The organism is Magnetococcales bacterium, assembly GCA_015231925.1.
GTDB lineage: Bacteria > Pseudomonadota > Magnetococcia > Magnetococcales > JADGAQ01 > JADGAQ01.
This window is the reverse complement of record JADGAQ010000011.1, coordinates 1-21,929: the sequence shown is the minus strand read 5'-3', so window position 1 is coordinate 21,929 and position 21,929 is coordinate 1. Positions and strand designations below refer to the sequence as shown.

Annotated in this window: 19 protein-coding genes; 5 read left to right on the top strand and 14 right to left on the bottom strand. The window is 64.8% G+C overall.

What is annotated here, in order from left to right:
* Positions 1–30: 30 nt before the first annotated feature.
* From grpE to HQL56_02615, 14 genes are all read right to left on the bottom strand, one after another.
* Positions 31–618: a nucleotide exchange factor GrpE gene (gene grpE, locus HQL56_02680; protein ID MBF0308423.1), complete on the bottom strand. Its 588-nt coding sequence runs from the start codon at positions 616–618 to the stop codon at positions 31–33.
* Between the two features lie 88 nt (positions 619–706).
* The gene (hrcA, locus tag HQL56_02675; protein ID MBF0308422.1) at positions 707–1,801 is read right to left on the bottom strand and encodes a heat-inducible transcription repressor HrcA; all 1,095 of its coding nucleotides are present in this window, start codon (positions 1,799–1,801) and stop codon (positions 707–709) included.
* Between the two features lie 38 nt (positions 1,802–1,839).
* The gene (locus HQL56_02670; GenBank protein MBF0308421.1) at positions 1,840–2,481 is read right to left on the bottom strand and encodes a ribonuclease HII; all 642 of its coding nucleotides are present in this window, start codon (positions 2,479–2,481) and stop codon (positions 1,840–1,842) included.
* Positions 2,482–2,498: 17 nt separating this feature from the next.
* The gene (rplS, locus tag HQL56_02665) at positions 2,499–2,846 is read right to left on the bottom strand and encodes a 50S ribosomal protein L19 (GenBank protein MBF0308420.1); all 348 of its coding nucleotides are present in this window, start codon (positions 2,844–2,846) and stop codon (positions 2,499–2,501) included.
* An 88-nt stretch (positions 2,847–2,934) separates the two neighbouring features.
* On the bottom strand, positions 2,935–3,702 hold the full coding sequence (trmD, locus tag HQL56_02660) for a tRNA (guanosine(37)-N1)-methyltransferase TrmD (protein MBF0308419.1): 768 nt from the start codon (positions 3,700–3,702) through the stop codon (positions 2,935–2,937).
* 65 nt (positions 3,703–3,767) lie between these two features.
* On the bottom strand, positions 3,768–4,295 hold the full coding sequence (gene rimM / locus HQL56_02655) for a 16S rRNA processing protein RimM (protein ID MBF0308418.1): 528 nt from the start codon (positions 4,293–4,295) through the stop codon (positions 3,768–3,770).
* A gap of 1 nt (position 4,296) precedes the next feature.
* Positions 4,297–4,548, bottom strand: coding sequence for a 30S ribosomal protein S16 (gene rpsP, locus HQL56_02650; protein MBF0308417.1), 252 nt, complete (start codon positions 4,546–4,548; stop codon positions 4,297–4,299).
* A gap of 178 nt (positions 4,549–4,726) precedes the next feature.
* Positions 4,727–6,082, bottom strand: coding sequence for a signal recognition particle protein (gene ffh, locus HQL56_02645; GenBank protein ID MBF0308416.1), 1,356 nt, complete (start codon positions 6,080–6,082; stop codon positions 4,727–4,729).
* 33 nt (positions 6,083–6,115) lie between these two features.
* Positions 6,116–6,967 (bottom strand): sulfurtransferase, encoded by an 852-nt coding sequence (locus HQL56_02640; protein MBF0308415.1) that lies wholly within the window; start codon positions 6,965–6,967, stop codon positions 6,116–6,118.
* A gap of 18 nt (positions 6,968–6,985) precedes the next feature.
* Positions 6,986–7,570: a septum formation inhibitor Maf gene (gene maf / locus HQL56_02635; protein MBF0308414.1), complete on the bottom strand. Its 585-nt coding sequence runs from the start codon at positions 7,568–7,570 to the stop codon at positions 6,986–6,988.
* A gap of 13 nt (positions 7,571–7,583) precedes the next feature.
* Complete coding sequence (locus HQL56_02630) at positions 7,584–8,381, bottom strand: hypothetical protein (protein MBF0308413.1); 798 nt, start codon at positions 8,379–8,381, stop codon at positions 7,584–7,586.
* A gap of 13 nt (positions 8,382–8,394) precedes the next feature.
* Positions 8,395–12,282 (bottom strand): phosphoribosylformylglycinamidine synthase, encoded by a 3,888-nt coding sequence (gene purL, locus HQL56_02625; protein MBF0308412.1) that lies wholly within the window; start codon positions 12,280–12,282, stop codon positions 8,395–8,397.
* Between the two features lie 3 nt (positions 12,283–12,285).
* Positions 12,286–13,011 carry a phosphoribosylaminoimidazolesuccinocarboxamide synthase gene (locus tag HQL56_02620; GenBank protein MBF0308411.1) on the bottom strand — a complete coding sequence of 242 codons (726 nt, stop codon included), beginning with the start codon at positions 13,009–13,011 and terminating at the stop codon, positions 12,286–12,288.
* 12 nt (positions 13,012–13,023) lie between these two features.
* Positions 13,024–13,839, bottom strand: a complete 816-nt coding sequence (locus HQL56_02615) for a TIGR00282 family metallophosphoesterase (protein MBF0308410.1) — start codon at positions 13,837–13,839, stop codon at positions 13,024–13,026.
* Between the two features lie 333 nt (positions 13,840–14,172).
* Between HQL56_02615 and HQL56_02610 the strand changes: the two genes are divergently transcribed.
* The 5 genes from HQL56_02610 to HQL56_02590 form a co-directional block, all read left to right on the top strand.
* Positions 14,173–15,207: a hypothetical protein gene (locus tag HQL56_02610; GenBank protein MBF0308409.1), complete on the top strand. Its 1,035-nt coding sequence runs from the start codon at positions 14,173–14,175 to the stop codon at positions 15,205–15,207.
* Positions 15,207–17,522: an acyl-CoA dehydrogenase gene (locus tag HQL56_02605; GenBank protein MBF0308408.1), complete on the top strand. Its 2,316-nt coding sequence runs from the start codon at positions 15,207–15,209 to the stop codon at positions 17,520–17,522. The genes HQL56_02610 and HQL56_02605 overlap by 1 nt, the downstream gene beginning before the upstream one ends.
* On the top strand, positions 17,519–18,829 hold the full coding sequence (locus HQL56_02600) for an acetyl-CoA C-acetyltransferase (GenBank protein ID MBF0308407.1): 1,311 nt from the start codon (positions 17,519–17,521) through the stop codon (positions 18,827–18,829). Before HQL56_02605 ends, HQL56_02600 begins: the two co-directional genes overlap by 4 nt.
* Before the next feature lie 11 nt (positions 18,830–18,840).
* Positions 18,841–20,967: an enoyl-CoA hydratase/isomerase family protein gene (locus tag HQL56_02595; GenBank protein ID MBF0308406.1), complete on the top strand. Its 2,127-nt coding sequence runs from the start codon at positions 18,841–18,843 to the stop codon at positions 20,965–20,967.
* Positions 20,912–21,929: AMP-binding protein (locus HQL56_02590; protein MBF0308405.1), on the top strand; the 1,018-nt coding region annotated here is incomplete at its 3' end. The genes HQL56_02595 and HQL56_02590, both read left to right, overlap by 56 nt.

The following is a 21,929-nucleotide window of genomic DNA, read 5'->3' as shown; positions in this document are numbered from 1 at the left end:
CGCGCCGGGCGTTTGTCAATGGCTCCACGCTCACGAATCGGCGGGCGGGGGGGGCACGGCGGCAATTCCCACCATGGCCGGTCTCAACAACCGCTCGTGCAAAAGATAACCCGTCTGCATCTCCAGAACCACGGTTCCCGGCTCCTGATCCGGCGATGGCACCTGCATCATGGCCTGGTGCAGATTGGGATCGAACGGCAATCCCATGGCCGTTATACGACTGATGCCGTGTTTGCGAAAGGTGCGATCCAGCTCATCGCGGGTCATACGCACCCCGTCCACCAGACCTTTGAGGACGGGAGTACTCTCCGCGTTTTCGTCCCCGCTGAGACGCGCCGCCCCCAGTGCCCTTTCCAGATTGTCGGCCACGGTCAACAAATCCCGCGAGAAGGGTTCCAGGGAAAATTTGCGTACCTGTTCGATCTCCCGCTGGGTGCGCTTGCGCAGGTTTTCCATCTCCGCCAGAGCGGAGAGATACTGATGGCGAAACTCCTCCGAGCGGGCCTGAAGCTGGGCCAACTGCTGGGCCAACTCCTCCCGACTTTCGGCAGGGCCTTTCTCCTCCGGCAGAACGATTGACTCCTCATCCGCTCCGCCGGACGGAGAGATGTTGCTCATTTCGTTTTCACCACAGTCCATCTCTTGCGCCATTTTTCCATCCTCCCGACACGCCGACACCCGTCACAAACCGTAATCGCACCCGAGGCTACGCTTTCGGCGGCAGCCGGGCAGCCCCTTCTCCCGCCGCCTCCTCCCCGACCAGGGTTCCGGACCAGTATCGGGTCAATAATTCGGCGGTGAATTTCACCAGCGGTATGATATGCGCATAATCGAGGCGCAACGGCCCCACCAATCCCAAAGATCCGGTCATGGCGCTCTCCGGACCGGCGAACTTGGCCGCCACCACGGAGCAATTCTCCCCCTTGCCCGATACCGGACTGACCCCGATGAACCAGCGCACCCCCTCGGCTTCCAGGCAGCCGTCCAGCAACTGCATCAGCCGCTTCTTCTCCTGGATGACCGCCTTCTCCCGCACCTCACCCAGCGGAGCGAAGGCCGGAGTGGCATCGAGGCCGGAGATGGTCAACTGCCCGTTGATGATCAAGCCGGCGCTTCGGGTTCCCTGGAGCAGGGTATCCAGGAGCTTGCGACGCAGCGCCTCCAGATTTTTCTCCCGCAGGGTGACTTCCCTGGCCAGGGCGGCGCGAATTTCGGCGAGCCGCATGCCGCTGAACTGACGATTCAGGGCGCTGCAGAAGCTGTCCAGCTCCTTTTGCACGAAATAGGCGCGCACGGGCACGATGCGGTTCTGAATCTGGCCCGAGTGGGAAACCAGGAGAACCAGAATCCGGTTGATCTCGTTGCGACCGCCGGAGAGTTTGATGAACTGGATGCGCTTCAACACGGCCAAATCGAGGCTGGGAGGGCGCACCATGCAGGTGCAATCGGTGGAGAGAGCCAGGGTCCGGCTCACCTCCTGGAGGGTGAGGTGCATGTCCTCCCCACCGGAGCGACAGGCGCGTTGCAGGTCGTTGGCCTCGTTGCGGGCAATGGGCGCGATCAGTTGCAAGCCTTCCACATAGCGGCGATAGGCCCGTTCCGTCGGTACCCGTCCCGCCGAGGTGTGGGGTTGCTGCAAAAAGCCCATATCGATCAACTCGGCCATGACGCCACGCACCGTAGCCGCCGAAAGATCCTCCCGCAAAAGATCCCGGACCCGACTGGAGCTGACGGGGCCGCCCTCCTCGATGTGGAGGCGGACAACCTGTTCCAGGACATCGTGTTGCCGCTGGGTCAACATTTTTCCGTCCCGACACAACCTGACAAGTGGGTGGAGCCTCATGGCTCCGAAGAGAACAGATGGGATGCGCTGTCGGAAAAGTCAAGGAGGGCCTTCACCGGAGCGTAGGACCGTCGATGCTGGGGAGTCGCCCCAAGGCGTTTCAGGGCGGCCAGATGATCGGCGGTGGGATAGCCCCGGTTTCGCTCCCAGCCGTAACCGGGAAAGCGTTCGGCCAACTGATCCATGATCCGGTCCCGCCACACCTTGGCCAGCACCGAGGCGGCCGCCACGCTGAGGGAGAGGGCATCGCCCTTGACGACGGCCTGTCCTGGACAGGGCAGGCCGGGTGGCAGATCCCGCCCGTCGACCAGCACCCATTGCGGCACTTCCGGCAGGCCCTCGACAGCCCGTTTCATGGCCAGCAAGGTGGCCTGCCGGATATTGATCCGGTCGATCTCCCCGGCCTCCGCCACCGCCACGCTCCAGCCGAGAGCCTGCTGGGTGATGGTGTCGAAGAGCCTCTCCCGGTCGCGGGAACTCAACCGTTTGGAATCGTCCAACCCTTCCAGCATCGCGGCCTCGTGCCCGGCGGCGAAACAGACCGCCCCGGCCACGACGGGGCCGCACAACGGCCCCCGCCCCGCCTCGTCGATGCCGCAAATCCGTTGCGTGCCCCGGCCCCAGAGGCTTTGTTCCATCTGGAAGTGGGGCACACTCAGACCCGCTTCTCCTTGATGCGGGTCGCCTTGCCGGTACGGCCGCGCAGATAATAGAGCTTGGCGCGACGCACCAGACCTCGACGCATCACCTCGATCTTGTCGATCAGCGGGGAGAAGAGGGGGAAAATCCGCTCCACACCCTCGCCGAAGGAGATCTTGCGTACCGTGAACGAGGAGCCGAATCCGGCATTGTGCCGCCCGATGCAGACCCCTTCGTAGACCTGAATGCGTTCGCGGGTTCCTTCCACCACGCGAACGTGGACCCGCAAGGTATCGCCGGCTCCGAAAGCAGGCATCACCCGACTGTTGATCTGGGCTTCCTCAAAGCGTTGCAGCGCGTTCATGCACCCATTCCTTCATGGCTTGGCATTGCCGGAACCACCGATGGTCCCTTGAAAAGTCTAAACAACAATCCGCTTCACCCCCCTCCGGTCACCGGTCGAGGGGTTCTTCCGCATCCAACTCCCGACGCAACGCCTCCAGCAGGCGCTGTTCGTGACGGGTCAAGCGTGCCTGCCCCAGCAGATCGGGGCGGCGAATCAGGGTGCGCAGCAGAGCCTGACGACGACGCCAGGCGGCGATCCGCCCGTGATCCCCGGAGCGCAACACCTCCGGCACCTCTTCCACCTTGCCGCCGCGCCCATCCGACCAGCTTGCCGGACGGGTGTAGTGGGGGTGATCCAGCAACCCGTGCTGAAACGAGTCGCAAGCGGCGCTCTCCGGATCCCCCAGAACGCCCGGCAACAGACGACTCACCGCATCGACGATCATCATGGCGGGCAGTTCCCCGCCGGTCAGCACCACGTCTCCCGAGGAGTATTCCCGGTCGACCCGACTGGCCACGATACGTTCGTCGATCCCCTCGTAGTGGCCGCAAAGCAACACCACATGCTCCAGGTTGGACAGTTCGGCAGCCGACTCCTGGGTGAAGGGCAGCCCCTGGGGCGTCAGGTAGACCACTTCTGTCTGCGGCGTGACCACCGCATCCAAGGCCCTGGCCAGGCAATCCACCTTCATGACCATGCCCGGCCCGCCACCGAAGGGGGCATCGTCAACCTGCCGGTGCGGTTCCGGGGCAAAGTCCCGGATCTGCACCAGATCCACCGCGAAGAGACCCCGCTCCAGGCCGCGTTTGACCATGGAAGCTTCCAGAAAACCGCAGAACATCTCCGGAAACAGGGTTAGCACCGAAAAGCGCATTGCCCCGACGCCTCCCTCGGACTGGACGGAGCGACACCGCCGGATCCCTTCCCCACCACCCGGAATCACAAACCCGGAAAGAGGCTGACGGTCAGAACGCGGGCGGTTTCATCCCAGTGGCGCACCACTTCGGCGGTGAAGGGCAGGAGCCGCTCTTCCCCCTGGGGATCGCGGATCACCAGCACGTCGTTGGCCCCCGTTTCCAGGATCTCTTCCACCAGGCCCAGGGCCACCCCGTCGCCGTCGACCACCCGGGCACCGAGCAGGTCGACCCAGTAGACGGCGTCCTCTTCAACCTCGGGCAACTCCTCCCGAGGCAGCCACAACAGAGAGCCGCGCCACTTCGCCGCCTCTTCCCGATTCGCGAACGTGCCGGTTTTCAGGGTGCAGTCGGTGGCCCCGTGGGGATGCCACGACTCGACCGCAAGCGGTTGCAAAGGTCCGGTCAGCGGATCCTGGCCCATCCATAACTGCCGAAACCGGAACAGGGCTTCCCGTGTTCCGGTCCAGGGCTCCACCTTCAGGTCGCCGCGCACCCCGAACGACCCCCGGATGCGACCCACCGCGATCCAGGAGCCGGCAATCCGAGGCATGCTAACCGGCCAGGGAGATGGACTCTCTCTTCAGGAGAGCGGCCAGTCCTTCGGAGGGCTGGGCTCCCTGTTTGACCCAATGGGTCACGCGCTCCAGTTCGAGGGCCAGCTTGTCGGCCTCCTTGCGGGGATCGTAAACCCCGACCTTTTCCAGAAAGCGCCCGTCACGCGGCATACGTTGATCCGCCACCACCACCGCATAAACCGGACGCTTCTTCGATCCACGCCGTTGCAACCGAATCCTGACTGCCATGATGCCCCTCTTCCTCTGTCTTCCTCAGTGTGGAGTCCCCGGCTTCAGCCGAACGTTCCGAACCATCGGCCCGTCCTCGACTCTCCTTACCGGAAAAAAGCAGTTTATTTTACTGATGTTCCGCCGCCAGTCAAGAGTTCCTGCCAAAAACCCCCATGACCCGGCCCGAAGCCCCTCCCTACCGCATCCCCCTGCCGAACAAGGCCCCCAGGCCTCCCCGCTTCATCCCCGCCGGCCCCAGGCGGGTCATGCGTTTCATCATCTTCTGGGTCTGGGCGAACTGCAGCAGCAGCTGGTTGATCTCCTGCACCGAGGTTCCCGAACCCTTGGCGATGCGCTTCTTGCGGGAGGCGTTGAGAATCTGGTGGCGACGCCGCTCCTCGGGCGTCATGGAGAGAATGATGGCCTCCACCCGCTTCATCTGCTTCTCGTCCACGTCGGTCTGCCGCTCCTGGAGCAGCTTGCGGGCTCCGGGAATCATTTTGACCAGATCCCCGATGGGACCCATCTTGCGAATCTGGCGCATCTGGTCGAGAAAGTCGGCCAGGGTGAAGTCGGTCTTCTCCAGCTTCTCCTGCAGCCTGGCCGCCTCCTGGAGATCCACCTTCTCCATGGCGGTTTCCACCAGGGTCAACACATCCCCCATGCCCAGAATGCGGGAGGCCATGCGATCCGGATGGAAGGGCTCCAGGGCCTCCAGGGCCTCGCCCGTACCCAGGAACTTGATCGGCTTGCCCGTGACGTGCCGGATGGAAAGCGCCGCGCCGCCCCGGGCGTCGCCGTCGCTCTTGGTCAGAATCACCCCGGTGAGATCGAGGGTGCTGTTGAAACGCTGCGACACCGTCACCGCATCCTGGCCGGTCATAGAGTCCGCCACCAGCAGAATCTCCGCCGGATGGACCGCCTCCTTGACCGTCACCAGCTCGGTCATCAGCGCCTCGTCAACATGCAACCGCCCGGCGGTATCGAGAATCAGGCAGTCGAACCCCCCTTTCCGCGCCGCGTCCAGGGCTCGCAGCGCGATATCCCGCGGTTTCTCCTGGGGGGTGGTGGGCAGAACGTCGACGCCCGCCTGACGACCCACCGTGCGCAACTGCTCCATGGCCGCCGGACGGTAGACATCCAGCGAGGCCAGCAGGGTGCGCTTCTTCTCCCGTTGCAGCATGCGCTTGGCCAGCTTACCCGAGGTGGTGGTCTTGCCCGAACCCTGAAGACCCACCATCATGATCACCGCCGGGGGCTGAACCGCCAGTTTCAGCCGTTCGTTGGCCTCCCCCATGATGGTGACCAGTTCGTCGTAAACGATCTTGATCACCTGCTGGCCCGGCGTCAGGGAGTTGAGCACCTCCACTCCAACGGCCTTTTCGCGCACCGCCGCGATGAAGGACTTGACCACCTCCAGATGAACGTCCGCTTCCAGAAGGGCTATGCGCACCTCGCGCATGGCCTCGCGAATGTTCTCTTCCGTCAGGCTGCCCATGCCCCGCAGCTTTTTGAATACCGTCTCCAGACGTTCACTCAGTGCATCGAACACCGGTCACTCCCCTCTCCGGACGACGAAACCCTCTCAGCGAGGACTCTCTCCGGCAATCAGCGGTAATTGGCGCAGAACCCACTCGGCCATCGAGCCGTCATAGAGCTTCACACGGGAAAATCCCAGATGGCGCAGCAATACCCAGGTTTGGGAGGCCCGGTGCGCCGTTTGACAATAGAGAATCACCTCCTGGGAAGCCTCCCTCAGCCCGACCTGAGCCAGGCGCGCCAGCAACGCCTCGCGGCTTTTCAGGCGCGGGTTTTTGGCATCCACCATGGACTCCGTCCAATCCAGATGAAGCGCTCCCGGAATATGGCCCCTGGGGCCCCGCATCAGGTTTCCCGTATACTCCCCGGAACTGCGGGTATCGAGAAGAAGGGTCTCCCCCCCCTGCTCCGCCAACCGGAGAACCTCCTCCATGGAAGCCAGAAGTTCCGGGTTCTCCCGAGGCGTGAACCCGACCGGGGGAATGGTCTCGGGGCCGCCCGTTACCGGACGCTTCTCCGTATACCAGATGTTCATGCCGCCATCCAGCACCGCCGCCCGCTCATGACCCATGGAAGCCAGGGTCCATACCAGTCGGCTGGCATCCAGACCGCCCGCCGCGTCGTAAACCACCACCCGGCTCTCCTCGCGGATACCCAGGCGTCCGAAGAGAGCCCGCAGCACCTCCGGCCTCTCCCGCATGCCCGGCACGCCGTCCCGCTCCGTCAGGATCTCCCTCGGCATCATCAGCGCCGCCCCCGGAATGTGCAGTTGGGGATAGTAGGACTCCCCTCCCGCCTGAACAAGGCGCAGATCCTCCCGTTGCAGATTGGCCTGCAGCCACTCCCCCGAAACGAAACGTTCCCCCTCCGGCCCTCCCAGCGTCGTCGACTGCGCCATGTTTCCCTCAGCTTGAGTTTATGGAATCGGATAGCCTTCGTGTCGCATCATGCGACACAAGGCGATGAGCGGCAAACCCAGAAGCGAGGTCGGATCCTCCCCTTCCATGCGCTCGCACAGCGCCACCCCCAAACCCTCGGAGCGGAAACTCCCGGCGCAATCGAACGGCTGGTCACGCTGCAGATAACGGTCGATGGTCGCCTCGTCCAGGGAGCGGAAATGGACCGTAAAGGGCACGACCTCCACTTGCCAGGCGCTTTTGGCGCTGTTGTACAGACACAACCCGGAGAGAAAGACCAGGGCATGTCCGGAAGCCTGTCGAAGCTGCTCCCGGGCCTGCTCCGGGGATTCCGGCTTACCCAGGATGCGCTCCCCCAGGGCGGCCACCTGATCCCCGCCGATGATCAGGGCGTTCGGGTATTTTTCCGCCAGGGAGCCCGCCTTCTCCCGGGCCAGGCGCGTCACCAGCGCCAGGGGGGTCTCCCCCGGAACCGCATGCTCCGCAACCGGTGGCGCATCGGTGAGAAAATCCACCTGCAACCGTTCCAGCATCTGCCGGCGATAGATCGAGGTCGAAGCCAGAACCAGCGTCGGCGGTCTCATGGTCCTCCCCCTCTCAATGCGCCGCCGAAGGGGGTTTGGACTCCCTTTTTCCCGCAGCCGGTCTGGCCGGGGCCGGAGCCGCCGCCACTGACGTCTTGCCGAAGGAGAGATCCTCCTCCCCCTCCTCCGCCGATCCGGCGGGACGCGCCTCGGTGGAAAGCGTCGCGGCGTGCCGCACCACCTTCCATTCCGGAAGCGCGGTGAGGTTTTCCGGAATGCCGTGCAGGCTGAGCAGGAAACGCCGCGCCTTGCCGCTGTTCAGGGGACGCACCAGATCCCCGTTGAAACTCCCCGTTACCACCAGCGGATTGACCACGCGCTTCGCCACCACCTCCTTGCGGGCGTTGCGGAAGGTGAACTCCACCAGAGCATCCTGCAGGGTTTCGGGCGAGAGGTTGATCAGGTGGATCGACAGAACCCGTTCATCCTGGGGGGATTTGTCCAGCTTCAGCTCATCCACCCAGATCAGTGGATTCTCCTTGGGCCGATTGGCCCCGACTTCGGGACCGCCTCCCGACGGCTTGTCCTCGACAGGGACCGGAGCCAGAATCTTGCCCTGCTTCTGGAGATCCCCCATCAGATCGATCCAGGGATCCTTTTTGGCCGCCTTTTCCAGAGCCGCCGCCCGTTCCAGCTTGGCCGGATCCGGAGCTTTCATCTTTTTGTAGAGAAAATAGCCCCCGACTCCCAGGACGATCACCAGCACGACCAGGATGACGAGCCGGATCACCATTGCCTTCGAACCCGCCCCTTTCGGCTCTTCTTCCGGCAGGGCCGTCTCCTCCAACTCCTCCCCGAAATCGTCCGTCATGTCTTGCTCCCTCTCATTTCAGCCAGGATCGGGCATTGCGGAACAGTCTCAACCAGGGGCTCTCCTCGCCCCACTCCTCCGGATGCCAGGAGAGCTGGCAGGTGCGGAACACCCGTTCCGGATGGGGCATCATGATGGTGACGCGCCCGTCGGGGCTGGTCACGGCGGCCAGTCCGCCCGGAGAGCCGTTCGGATTGGCCGGATAACGGCGCGCCTCCCGCCCGTGGTTGTCCACGTAGCGCAACGGCACCAACCCGGCCCGGCGCAACGATTCGTCCGCCCCGTCGGAAGCGAATTCGGCCCGTCCTTCGCCGTGGGAGCAGACGATGGGCAGACGGGAGCCGGCCATGTCCCGGAAAAAGATCGACGGCGTAGGCTGCACCTCGACCATGACCAGCCGCGCTTCGAACTGCTCGGAGACGTTGCGCACGAAACGGGGCCACTCGGCGGCGCCGGGAATGACCTCTTTCAGATTGGACATCATCTGGCAGCCGTTGCACACCCCCAGGGCAAAAGTGTCGCCACGGGCGAAGAAGTCCAGGAAACGCTCCCGCAACCGGGGGTCGAAAAGGATCGATTTGGCCCAGCCCTCGCCCGCGCCCAGCACATCGCCGAAGGAGAAGCCTCCGCAGGCGACCAGGCCCTGAAAATGGCTCAGGTCGCGGGCCCCGTCCCGTACATCGCTCATGGTGCAGTCCACCGCGTCGAACCCGGCCCGGTCGAAAGCGGCCGCCATCTCCACATGACCGTTGACCCCCTGCTCGCGCAGAATGGCCACTTTGGGACGAACCCCGCTGCCGATGAACGGCGCGGTGATATCCTCGGCGGGGTCGAAGCTCAACCGGGCCGACAGACCGGGGTCGGCGCGGTCCAGCAGGGCGTCGTACTCTTCCCTGGCGCACTCGGGGTTATCCCGCAGGCTTTGCAGATGCCAGGTCGTCTCCATCCAGAGGCGTTGCAGATCCACCCGGTCTTCGTCCAGCAGCGTCGCGCCCCTCCAGGTGAAGTGCAACCGGTCTCCGGCCTCCGGGGCGCCAAGGCGATGCAGTGACCCCGCTGCGGAAAGAACCCTGGCCACACGGGTCCAGGCGGAAGCGGGAATCTGCAGCACCGCCCCCAGTTCCTCGGCGAAAAGCACCTCCAGGGGATTGGCTCCCAGGGGTTCCAGCTCCACGCGGAAACCCGCGTGACCGGCGAAGGCCATTTCGCAGAGGGTGGCCAGCAGGCCACCGTCGGAGCGGTCGTGATAACTGCGGATCAATCCCTCCCGCGCCAGTTGCCGCACTCCGGCGAAGAAGGCCTTCAGACGACCGGGATCGTCCAGATCCGGCGGGGTGCCGCCCACCAGACCGTGTACCTGGGAGAGGGCCGAACCGCCGAGACGGTTGCGTCCCATGCCCAGATCGACCAGCACCAGCAGGGAGTCCGGCTCGACGCGCAGTTGGGGCGTCAGAGTGCGGCGGATATCCCGCACCGGGGCGAAGGCCGAGACGATGAGGGAGAGGGGCGCGGTGACCGACCTCTCCCGCCCCTGCTCCTGCCAGACGGTTTTCATGGAGAGGGAGTCCTTGCCCACGGGAATGCCGATGCCCAAAGCGGGGCACAACTCCATTCCCACCGCCCGAACGGTGTCGAACAGGTTGGCGTCCTCCCCCGGATGGCCCACCGGGGCCATCCAGTTGGCGGAGAGTTTGACCCGCGACAGATCGGTCACGTCCGCGGCCACCAGATTGGTCAAGGCCTCGCCCACTGCCAGCCGCCCCGAAGCGGCTGCATCCACCAGGGCCACCGGGGTGCGTTCGCCCATGGCCATGGCCTCGCCCTCGTATCCCCGATAGGCGCGGGCCGTCACCGCCGCATCCGCCACCGGAACCTGCCAGGGCCCCACCATCTGATCCCGCGAGACCAGACCGGTGACACTGCGGTCCCCGATGGTGATCAGGAAGTGTTTGGCCGCCACCGACGGCAGTTGCAACACCCGGCGCACGGCCTCGCCCAGTTCGATGCCGTCCAGGATCACCGGCGGCAGGGGCACCTTGCGGTGGGTGGCCCGGCGCGTCATGCGCGGCGGTTTGCCCAGCAGAATCTCCAGGTCCATGTCGATGGGGCGGGTTTTGGTCAGACGATCCGTCAGCACCAGGCGTTTTTCACGGGTGGCGGTCCCGATGACGTGAAAGGGACAGCGCTCCCGGCGGCACAGCCTTTCGAAGTCGCCAAGTCGCTCCGGGGTGATGGCCAGCACATAGCGTTCCTGGGACTCGTTGCACCAGATCTCCATGGGCGACATGCCGGTGTCGTCCACCGGGATATCCCGCAGCTCCAGCCGGGCCCCGACGCCCCCGCCATGCACCAGTTCGGGCACCGCGTTGGCCAGTCCGCCCGCGCCAACGTCGTGGATCGACAGGATGGGGTTGGTCTCCCCCGCCTGCCAGCAGCGGTTGATCACCTCCTGACAGCGGCGCTGCATTTCGGCGTTGTCGCGCTGCACCGAGGAGAAGTCGAGGGCTTCGGAAGAGGATCCGCTGGTTTTGGAGGAGGCGGCCCCCCCGCCCAGCCCGATCAACAGACCCGCGCCGCCCAGTTGAATGATCAGCGCCCCCTCGGGCAGGGGGAGTTTTTCCAACCCGTGGGAGGAGATGGCCCCGATGCCTCCGGCGATCATGATGGGCTTGTGATAGCCGCGCATTTCGCCGCCCACCCAGGCCTCCAGGGTGCGGAAGTAGCCCAGCAGGTTGGGCCGCCCGAATTCGTTGTTGAAGGCCGCCGCGCCGATGGGGCCTTCGATCATGATCTCCAGAGCGGAGGCGATGCGGTCCGGCTTGCCGTAATCCCCCTCCCAGGGCCGGTGGGCCTGGGGCAGACAAAGGTTGGACACCGAAAACCCGCACAAACCCGCTTTGGGCGTGGAGCCGCGTCCGGTAGCCCCCTCGTCGCGGATCTCCCCTCCCGATCCCGTGGCCGCCCCCGGATAGGGAGAGATAGCCGTGGGATGGTTGTGGGTCTCCACCTTGATGATCAGGTGCTGGGTGTCGGCCACCTCGGCATAGCGCCCCTCCCGCGCGTCGGGATGGAACCAGTGGCCCTCCCCCCCTTCCACGATGGCCGCGTTGTCCCGATAGGCCAGAATGGTGCCCTGACCCGAAACCGCCTCGGTGTGCCGGATCATGCCGAAGAGGGTCTCCGTCCGCTCCTCCCCCTCCAGGATCCAGGCGGCGTTGAAAACCTTGTGGCGGCAATGTTCCGAATTGGCCTGGGCGAACATCATGAGTTCCACATCCGTGGGATCCCGCCCCAGACGGCGGTAATGCTCCACCAGATAGTCGATCTCGTCGGCGGCCAGGGCCAGCCCCATGGCCCGATCCGCCTCCTTGAGGGCCTTGACCCCGTGGATCATCAGCGGAATGCGCCGCAACACCCCCGGAGGACGCTCGTCCAGCAGCTCGCTCAACGAGTCCGGGGCGTGCAACACGACCTGGGTCATGCGGTCGTGCAGCAAACCGGCCACCTCGCGACGGAATTCGGCGCTGTCGGCCACCCCGGAGAAGTCGTAACGACTGCCCCGTTCGATGCGCACCACCGGCAGGTGGCAGCGTTGCAGAATGTCGGTGGCCTTGGTGGACCAGGGGGAGCGGGTTCCCGGACGGGGCATGACCCAAAGGGAGAAGGAGACCGGCTCTTCGCAGGCCTCCTCGCGGGGACCGTAATGCAACAGGCGGCTCAGCGTCGCCTCCTCCTCCGGGGAGAGCCCCCTCTCCAGGCGCAGCAGGTGGATGAAGCGGCCGGTCAGGCCGCCTTCCGGGGGCAGAAGCTCCCCCACGGCCTGACGCAGCCGCCCCAGGCGAAAGGCGGAGAGGGACCGGGGACCTTCCCGAAGCACAAAGAGGCGATTGTCCGTGCTCACCCGCTACTCCGCCGGTTGCAGGCCCATACGACGCAACACTTCCTGGTAAGCCTCAGCCACACCGCCCAAATCGCGGCGGAAGCGGTCCTTGTCCAGTTTCATGCCCGTTTCCATATCCCACAGGCGACAGGTGTCCGGGGAGATCTCGTCGGCCAGGACCAGCTCGTGGGAACCGTCGCTCGGCACACCGAATTCCAGTTTGTAATCAACGAGTTGGATACCGATGTTCGCAAAAAAACCGCGCAAAATATCGTTGATGCGCCGGGTCATTTCCAGCAGCCGGTCGAGTTGGGCCGGGGTGGCCCAGCCGAAGGCCTCGGCGTGTTCCCGAAGGATCAACGGATCGCCCAGCTCGTCGGACTTGTAGTAGAACTCCACCAGAGGCCGGGCCAGACTCTCCCCCTCCTCCCGTCCCAACCGCTTGGCCAGGGAACCAGCCACCCGGTTGCGCACCACCACCTCCACCGGCAGAATCCGCACCCGGCGCACCAGTTGATCCCGGGCATCGAGCCGCTGCACGAAGTGGGTCGGAATGCCCACCGCCTCGATCACCGTCATCAGGCGGGAGGCGATGAGGTTGTTGGCCACCCCCTTGTCGGCGATGCTGCCCCGCTTCTCCCCGTTGAACGCCGTGGCGTCATCCTTGAAGTATTGGATGACCCGATGGGGATCGTCCGTGGCGAACAGAACCTTGGCCTTGCCTTCGTAGAGCTTTTCCCGTTTTTGCATCGTCAAACGTCCTCAAGGATGGGTAGCTGATAAATCCGGACCAAATCGCACCGGTTCCATGGAGAGACAACCCACGGAACCCACCATGGCCACAATCTTGACGCCGCACAGGGTGGCCTCCCCCTCGGCGGTTTCGAAACGCACCGGCATGCGGGTCAGAAATCCCGGCAGCACACTCTCCACGGTGACACCAATGACCGACTGGTAGCAACCGCTCATGCCCACATCGGTGATGAATCCGCTGCCCCGTGGCAGGCGGCGGGCATCGGCGGTGGGAATGTGGGTATGGGTTCCCACCACGGCGGTGACCCGACCATCCAGGTAATAGCCCATGGCATTCTTTTCGGAGGTGGCCTCGGCATGGAAGTCCACCACCACCAGATCGCAGGCCCGCTCCTGTTCCCAGGCGCTCAGCAGACGATCCACACAGGCGAAGGGGCAGTCCGCGGCATCCATGAAGGTGCGGCCCAGCAGATTGATCACCCCCACCCGCACCCCCTCGCGGGAGATCCAGACCCAACTGCCAACCCCCGGCGTGGTCGGTGGATAGTTGGCCGGTCGCAACAGGCGGGGCTGCCGCTTCAGATAGTCGACGATCTCCCGAAATCGCCAGATATGATTGCCCGAGGTCAACACATCCACCCCGGCGGCAAAGAGTTCGTCGGCAATCTTGGGGGTGAGCCCCATGCCATTGGCGGCATTTTCACCGTTGACAATGACCATGTCCACCCCCAGCGAGGCCTTCAACCGGGGCAGATGCCGGGCCAGCGCCTGGCGTCCGCTCTTTCCGACCACATCCCCCAACATCAGTATGGCAAAAGGCTGCATCGCACTCCATCCGACCGTTCGTCCCCAAAGATCCCGCATTGCCCATATTACGACACTTCTCCTGCCGCATCCACCCACCCTGTCCGGGGGCCGGCGGGATCTTCACCGCGACGAGACCTGGTGCAATGCAAAATTCACCTGTTTTTTCAAGTAGATAATTTATGCGACGCAGAAAGAATAATTCATACCCACATGAAACGATCTTGTGCAAAATTTGTCGAACTGGGTAAACAGAATAATCCGGAATATCAATGGGATGTATGTTGCAACCGCAAAAAAACGGAGTCTGGTAACGCGAGGGATTGCCCTATGGACCTTTCGAGGGAGGGGGCCATGTCACGGGGGCTGGGAAAATGGGGGTATGACCGGATATTACGGTGGCTGAGCGAAGAAAAACCACCTCAAGGGATGCCTCTCTGCAATTACGATCGCTTATGCGCCGCCATCCGACCGGGTGATGTCATCCTGGTGGAAGGCAAGAGCCATGTCAGCGAGGTGATCAAGATCATCACCCAAAGTCCCTGGTCCCACGCCGCTCTCTATATCGGACGGCTGAACCGGATCGCGGACGAAGGGTTGCGCAACCGCATCGCCGGCTTCTGGGAGGAGAGCCCCGACGAACCCCTGATCATCGAGGCCCTCATGGACCGGGGCACGGTGGTTTCCTCCCTGGCCAAGTACCGCCTCAACCACCTGCGCATCGCCCGCCCCACGGGCATCAGCCCGGTGGACACCCAGGCGGTGATCCACTACGCCGCCGGCATGCTGGGGCTCTCTTACAACATTCGCCAGATCGTGGATCTGGCCCGCTTCCTTCTGCCCTATTCGATCCTGCCCCGGCGCTGGGGATCGAGTCTGTTCCAGCACAATCCGGGTCCGCAAACCCGTGCCGTCTGCTCCTCCATGCTGGCCCAGGCCTTCATGGCGGTGCGTTTTCCCATTCTGCCGGTCATTCAGCGCGATCAAACCGGCATGCTGCGACTCTACCCGCGCAACTTCCGACTCTTCACCCCGCGGGATTTCGACGTATCGCCCTACTTTCAGATCGTCAAATACCCCCTGCTGGGGGGCGACGACCTGAGCAACTACCGCAACTTCCCCTGGGCCACGGAGGGGGTGGTCTGCAACATGGAAGGGGATTGTTACGCGGAGAACGAGACCGGCCAGGAGGAGAAGCCGCAAGCGGCGCTCACCTGGAGAGAGCGGGTTCACTCCTGGAAGTCCCCTCTGCAGGGTTACAGCGCAAACTGGGCCTGGCGCTGGCAGAGAGATCCCTGCAGCAGTGATTCCGGCTTCGCCAAACTCTGGTCCAGCGTGACGGGCCGACGCTGGAGAGGTCATTTCCATCCGGGAAAAGGGGGTGTGTGATGCCAGTAACTCTGACCAGCCTGTTGACTCTGGCGGCTTCCCTCGGCGGGGTTGTGGCCGCCTCGACCCTGCTGACGCCCGATTTGCGTCGCCGCTTTCTCTCCCGCCCCCTGAAGGATCTCTTCCGCCGGGCCCTGCCACCGATCTCCGCCACGGAAAAGGAGGCGCTGGAAGCCGGCACGGTCTGGTGGGACCGGGAGATCTTCGGCGGAATACCCGACTGGCAAAGCCTGATGCAGCGTCCCATGCCGCCGCTTTCGCCGCAGGAGCAGGCTTTCCTGGACGGTCCGGTTGAAACCTTGTGCCGCATGCTCGACGACTGGAAGATCAACGCCGTGGACCATGACCTGCCGCCCCAGGTCTGGAGCTTCATCAAGGAGAACCGCTTCTTCGGCATGGTCATTCCCCGGGAGTACGGCGGGCTGGGCTTTTCGGCCATGGCCCACTCGGCGGTGGTCCTGAAGGTCTCCAGCCGCAGCGTCACCGCCGCCGTCACCATCATGGTGCCCAACTCCCTGGGACCGGCGGAACTCATTCGCCACTACGGCACCACCGAACAGAAGAACCACTATCTGCCCCGCCTGGCTGCGGGGCTGGAGATCCCCTGTTTCGCCCTCACCGGCCCCGAAGCCGGTTCCGACGCCAGCTCCATTCCCGACCGGGGCGTGGTCTGCCGGGGCCGCTACCAAGGGCGCGAGGTTCTGGGCATGCGCCTGAACTGGAACAAACGCTACATCACCCTGGGACCGGTGGCCACGGTGCTGGGACTGGCCTTCCGCCTGGAAGACCCCGACCACCTGCTGGGTGAAGAGAGCGATCGTGGCATCACCCTGGCCCTGGTGCCGGTGGGCACGCCGGGCATGGTCATCGGGGCCCGCCACGATCCCATGGGCGTGCCCTTCCAGAACGGCCCCACGGAGGGCCGCGAGGTCTTTCTGCCCCTGGAGATGATCATCGGCGGACCGCAGCAGGCCGGAAACGGCTGGCGCATGCTGATGGACTGCCTGGCGGAAGGACGCTCCATCTCCCTGCCGGCCCTCAGCACCGGCGGCGCCAAACTGGCCGTTCGGGTTGCCGGGGCCTATGCCCGGGTGCGGCGACAGTTCAAACTGCCGGTGGGCCGTTTCGAAGGCGTCGCCGAAGTGCTGGGACGCATGGCCGGTCAGGTCTATCTCATGGAGGCAGCCCGTCGTCTGACCGCCAGCGCCGTCGATGGCGGGGAAAAGCCCTCGGTAATCTCCGCCCTGACCAAATACCAGCAGACCGAGCGCATGCGCCGGGTGATCAACGACGCCATGGATATCCTGGGCGGCGCGGGCATCTGCCGGGGTCCGCGCAATCTGCTGGCCCCGGTCTATCAATCCATCCCGGTGGGCATCACCGTGGAGGGCGCCAACATCCTCACCCGCACTCTCATCGTCTTCGGGCAGGGGGCCATCCGGGCCCACCCCTTCCTGCTCAAGGAGCTGGCCGCTCTGGATCATGCCGATCCCCGTCAGGGGCTGATCGATTTCGACAAGGCCTTCTGGAGCCATGTCCGCTTCGCCCTGGGCAACGGCCTGCGCACCGCATGGCACGGGCTGACCGGAGGCAGACTGCAAGCCGTGCCCTTCGACGGCTGGCAGGCCCAGCTGGTCCGCAAGCTCAACCGCCTCACCACCCTCTTCGCCCTGGTGGCCGATCTGGCCCTGCTGGTGCTGGGCGGCAGCCTGAAACGCCGGGAGGCCCTCTCGGGGCGGTTGGCGGACATGCTCTCCGACCTCTATTTCGCTTCCGCCGTGCTGAAGCAATACCATGATCGGGGACAGCTCGAAGAGGAGCGCCCCCTGGCGGAGTGGTCTCTGACCCACCTGACCCATCATGCCCAGGAGTCCCTGACCGGCTTTCTGGACAACTTCCCCCTGCCGTACATGGGTCGTCTGCTGAAAAGGCTGGCCCTGCCGTGGGGAGCCTTTTGTCAGCCTCCGAGTGACAAGCTGACCCTGCAACTTGCCGAGCTGGTCATGACGCCGGGGGCCCTGCGCAATCGTCTGACCGAAGGCATCTTCCTGCCGACCTTTGCCGGAGAAGCCCTGGCGGATCTGGAAGAGGCCCTGCAAGCCACCCTCAACGCCGAGCCCGTGGAACGCAAACTCCGGCATCTGCAGGAGACCCTCGGTCTGCCCGGTCCCCTCTCCCTGGAGAAGGCCCTGCAGGCCAACCTGATCGCCGAAACCGAAGCAGCCGCCATCAAGCGGGCAGAAGTCCTGCGCCGGCGGGTAATCCAAGTGGATGCCTTTGCAACAGCTCATTTGATGAGGGAGGAAGCGGCATGAACAGCAGCCCGAACCACGACAATCGACGCCCGGTCTACCTGGTGGACGGGTGCCGCACACCCTTCCTGAAGGTGGCCGGAGCCCGCAACCCCTTCAGCGCCGCCGATCTGGCCGCCTTGAGCGGACGGCTGCTGCTGCTGCGTCAGCCCCTGGAGCCGGGGGATCTGGACGAGGTCATTCTGGGCTGTGTGGTACCGTCCCCGGACGAAGCCAACGTGGCCCGGGTGGCGGCCCTGCGCATGGGCTGTCCGAAACAGGTGACCGCCATGACGGTGCAACGCAACTGCGCTTCCGGCATGCAGGCGGTGGATACGGCAGCGCGAAGCATCGCCCTGGGCATGGCGGACCTGATCCTGGCCGGCGGTACCGAAGCCATGAGCCACGCCCCCCTGCAATGGAGCCCGGAGCTGGTGGACTGGCTGGGACGCTGGCGGGGCAGTCGCACCTGGGTGGAGAAGCTCAAGGCCCTGGCAGCCCTGCGTCCCGCCTGGCTCAACCCGGTGGTGGTGCTTCTGCGGGGTCTGACCGATCCGACCGTCGGTCTTTCCATGGGTCAGACCGCCGAAATTTTGGCCCACCGTTTCAACATCGCCCGGGACAGCATGGATCGCTTCGCCCTGCAAAGCCATGCCCGCCTGGGTCAGGCTGTGGACAAGGGCTCCCTGGCCGCAGAACTGGTGCCCCTGATGGACCGGGAAGGACAGCTCTTCCCGGAAGACCAGGGACTGCGACGCAACTCCAGTCTGGAGTCCCTCTCCCAGCTCAAGCCGGTCTTCGATCGCACTTACGGCCTTCTCACCGCCGGCAACAGCGCCCAGATCACCGACGGGGCCTGCTGGCTGCTGCTGGCCAGCGAGGAGGCGGTGGCACGCCACGGACTGCAACCCCTGGCCCAGCTCGACCCCGCCGTCTGGGCCGGGGTGGCCCCGGAGCAGATGGGGCTGGGACCGGTTCACGCCATCGACAAGCTGCTGCGCAAAACCGGACTGAACCTGGACGACATCGACCTCTGGGAGATCAACGAAGCCTTCGCCGCCCAGGTGCTGGCCTGTGTCGAAGCCCTGGCCGACGAGAGCTACTGCCAAACCGAACTGGGACGGGACGCGCCCCTGGGTCGCATCGATCCGCAACGGCTCAACGTGGACGGGGGAGCCATCAGCATCGGACATCCCGTGGGAGCCAGCGGAGCCCGCATCATCCTGCACCTGGCCCACCAGTTGAAACAGGCGGGCCAAGGCAGCCGCGGCGTCGCCTCCCTCTGCATCGGCGGGGGCCAGGGCGGAGCCATGATGCTGCAAGCGGTCTGAAGGAGGGGAATATGGACAGCCAATTCTTTACCGGTCGCCACTGGAACGCCCGCTTCGAAGGGGAGACGGTGGTCTGGTTGAACGCCGATTACGCCAACGGTTCCGCCAACGTCCTCTCCGGAGAGGTGCTGGCGGAACTCGACGAGGCTCTGGAGGCCATCATCGCCCGGCAGCCGGCGGCGCTGGTGATCCAGTCCGCCAAGAAATCGGGCTTCATCGCCGGAGCCGACGTGAAGGAGTTCGTCACCCTGGAAAATGAGGAGCAGGCCCGCCTCGCCATTCGCCGGGCGCTGCCCATCTTCCACAAACTCGATACCCTGCCCTTCCCCAGCGTGGCGCTGATCCGGGGCTTCTGCCTCGGCGGCGGACTGGAACTGGCCTTGTGTTGCCGTTACCGCGTCGCCGTGGACGATCCCGCCACCCGTCTGGGTCTGCCCGAAGTCAAACTCGGCATCCATCCCGGTTTCGGCGGCACGGTGCGCCTACCCCGGCTCATCGGCCCCCTGCCCGCTCTGGACCTGATCCTGACCGGGCGCACCCTTCACGCCAAGGCCGCCCTCAAGCTCGGGCTGGTGGATATCGTGACCGCTCCGCGTTACGCGGAACAGGCCGTGAACCGGTTGTTGGTAAACCCGCCCGCTCCCAAAACACCCTCCAGGCTGCATCGTCTGGCCAACAGTTGGCCCGTGCGCCACCTGCTCACCCCCTGGCTGCGAGGCCAAACGGCCAAACGGGTGCGCCAAGCCCACTATCCCGCACCCTTCGCCGTGCTGGATCTCTGGCGCCGGGGCGGCGACACCCAAGGCATGCTGGTGGAAGAGGCCGACTCGGTGGCCCGGCTGATGGTCGGCGAAACCTCCGGCAACCTGGTACATCTCTTCGGTCTGCGGGATCGCATGAAGGGACTGGGGCGGGAGAGCCCCTTCGACCCCAAGGCGGTACACGTCATCGGAGCCGGCGTCATGGGGGGCGACATCGCCGCCTGGTGCGCCCTGCAAGGCCTGCGGGTCACGCTGCAGGACCAGAATCTGCCCGCCGTGGCCCGAGCCGTGGCACGCGCCGCCGGCCTCTTCACCGCCAAACTGCGGGAGCCCCGACTGGTCCGCGACGCCCTGGACCGCCTCATCCCCGATCCCCACGGCGACGGGGTGGCCAAGGCGGATGTGGTCATCGAGGCCATTTTCGAAAATCTGCAAGCCAAACAGAACCTGTGCAAAAACCTGGAACCGAGGATGAAACCCGGGGCCCTGCTGGCCACCAACACCTCCAGCATTCCCCTGGAGGAGATCGCCAGTGTGCTGGAGCGCCCGGAACGCTTCCTGGGGCTGCACTTCTTCAATCCGGTGGCCTGCATGGAGCTGCTGGAGGTGGTCCACGGGCGTCATACCTCCCCGGAGGTGGTGGCGGCGGGCTGCCGCTTCGGACAGCGCATCAACCGTCTGCCCCTGCCGGTGAAAAGCAGCCCCGGTTTTCTGGTCAACCGGGTATTGATGCCCTACCTGCTGGAGGCCTTCCTGCTGGTTGCGGAAGGGGCCCCTCCACCGGTGGTGGATGCCATGGCCCTGCAATTCGGCATGCCCATGGGCCCACTGGAGTTGGCCGATACCGTCGGGCTGGACATCTGCCTCTCGGTGGCCAACAACTTCGAGAAACACTCGGGAGAACGGCATCTGCCCCAGTACCTGAGAGACATGGTCGCGGCGGGCCATCTGGGGCGCAAGAGCGGCCAGGGCTTCTACCGGTATCAGGGCAAACAGAAGAAGGAGTGCCGCGTGGCGTTTCCGGGCACCCCACCCGAAGAGATGGAAGATCGCCTCTTCCTGGCCCTGTGCAACGAAGCGGTGGCCTGTCTGCGGGAGGGGCTGGTGGAAGATGCCGATCTGCTGGATGCCGGCGTGGTCTTCGGCACCGGTTTCGCCCCGTTCCGGGGCGGCCCCATGCGCTATCTGGCCAATCGTGGCCCGGAACCGGCCTGCCGCGTACTGGAAAAACTCCATCAGAAATACGGGCAGCGTTTTCAACCCGATCCAGGGTGGGCGGATGCCCAATTACTGGAACGTCTGCCGCAATGGGAGGTGAGACATGAAAAGGGGAACCCTGGATATCACGGCCCCCTGGCGGGTCTTTGCCCTCGGTGATCTGCTCAAGGAGCGGGTCCGGGAGACGCCGCACAGCGTCGCCTATCATCAATATGACGAAAGTCTGGCGGTCTGGTATACCATGACCTGGGCCGAGGTGGCCCGGGAAGCGGGGCGCTGGCAGGCCGCCATGGCGCGGGAGGGACTGCAACCCGGAGACCGGGTGGCCATCCAGATGCGCAACCGTTGGGAGTGGGTCGCGGTGGACATGGCGGCCCTTGGCCTCGGTTTGGTGGTGGTGCCCCTCTACAGCCACGACCGGGCGGAAAACGTGGTCTACATGCTGAAAAACAGCGAGGCGAGGCTTCTGGTGATCGACGATACCGCCTCCCTGACCGCCTTGCAACCCTATCGTAGCGAGCTGGGGAGCGCCTTGCGCATCGTGGCGCTGCTGAACACGGAACCGGAGTCCGGCGGGGAGGTCATCCTGGCCCGTCAGTGGCTGCCCGAAGCAGCCCACAGCTTTCAGCAGACCGTGCGCGACGGCTACCAACTGGCCACCCTGATCTATACCTCCGGGACCACCGGTCGTCCGAAGGGGGTGATGCTCTCCCACCGCAATCTCCTGGCGGACGCCTTCAACGCCCTGCGTTACGTACCCGCCTATCGGGAGGATCTGTTTCTCTCCTTTCTTCCCCTTTCCCACGCCCTGGAGAGGACCGCCGGTTACTATCTGCCCATGATGGCCGGCTCCCAGGTGGCTTACGCCCGTTCCATCGCCACCCTGGGAGAGGACCTGGTGACCCTGCGTCCCACGGTATTGATATCGGTGCCGCGCATTTACGAACGCATCCACGCGGAGGTGGAAAAACGGCTGCAGGGGGCCTCCTGGGCCATGAGACAACTGGTGGCCCTGGCCCAGGTCATCGGCTGGCGGCGTTTTCTCTCGCAACAAGGCAAGGGTTCGGGCCTGCTGGGTAATCTGCTCTGGCCGCTGCTGGATCCTCTGGTGGCCCGTCGGC